Source organism: Thauera sp. 28, from assembly GCF_000310145.2.
GTDB classification, from domain to species: domain Bacteria; phylum Pseudomonadota; class Gammaproteobacteria; order Burkholderiales; family Rhodocyclaceae; genus Thauera; species Thauera mechernichensis.
The window spans coordinates 1-945 of record NZ_AMXA01000082.1; the positions used below are offsets into that span (position 1 = coordinate 1).

Genomic DNA, 945 nt, shown 5'->3' on the forward strand with positions numbered 1-945 from the left:
GCGACCACCGCCTCGGCGGCGGCGATGCCGGCCTCGGCCTGGGCGACGTGGGCACGCGCGGCGTCGGTCGCGGCGCTGGCGGCGGCGATCTGTGCCTGCGCGGCGCGAACGTTGGCCTCGGCGTTGCGCACGCGCGCGGCCTGATCGTCGGCAATCTGCTCGGAGGTGGCGCGCTCGGCCAGCAGCGCTTGCGAGCGTGCGCTGGTACGGCGGGCAAGATCGAGCTCGGAGCGGCGCTGGACCAGTACGGCCTCGGCCATCGCAACGTCGGCCTCGCGCTGCGCGACCATGGCGATCGCAGTCTGACGCGCGCTGCGGGCGTTGGCGACCTCTGCGAGGGCCTGGGCATGCTGGGCCTCGAGCGACTTCACGTCCATGCGGGCGATGATGTCGCCGGCGCGGACAAAGTCGCCTTCGTTGACCAGGATGTCGTCGACCCTGCCCGCCGCGCGCGTTGCGACATCGACCTGAGTGGCTTCGACACGGCCGTTGCCACGCACGAAGCCGTCCTGCTCGGCCGGCGGTCTCGACAGCAGCCAGGCCGTGACGGCCGTGGCAAGGAGGAGGGCAGCGACGCCGCCGCGGATGATCGTGGTGCGGGTCTGGGGGGACATGGTGGCGGTCCTGTTTCGGCTTGAAGGCGATGCGCTTGCATGTGCCCGGGCGGTGTTCGTCGGATCGTGCCGCAGCCCGGCGGGCTGCCCGCTAGCCTGTAGTAGAATCGTTTGCCGATTCCGCCCGGCAGCACGGGTCCGTGATTGCCTGGTGGGTGAGAAACCGCGCAAAGGCCGTGCGGATGGGGCCTGCAAGCGTTCGGGCCATTATGCCATGTCCTTGTTGCGGGCGAATTGCCGGGGTGGTCGGCAGGCGAAAGGGCTCGCGGCTGGCGCCGCTCCCACGGCAAGACCGCGCACGCCGCAGCCCCGGTAGGAGCGGCGCCAGCCG

1 protein-coding gene is annotated in these 945 nt (G+C 71.6%); it reads right to left on the minus strand.

What is annotated here, in order from left to right; genetic code table 11:
• Positions 1-614: HlyD family secretion protein (locus C662_RS19515; protein WP_002934551.1), on the minus strand; the 614-nt coding region annotated here is incomplete at its 3' end.
• Between the last annotated feature and the right edge of the window lie 331 nt (positions 615-945).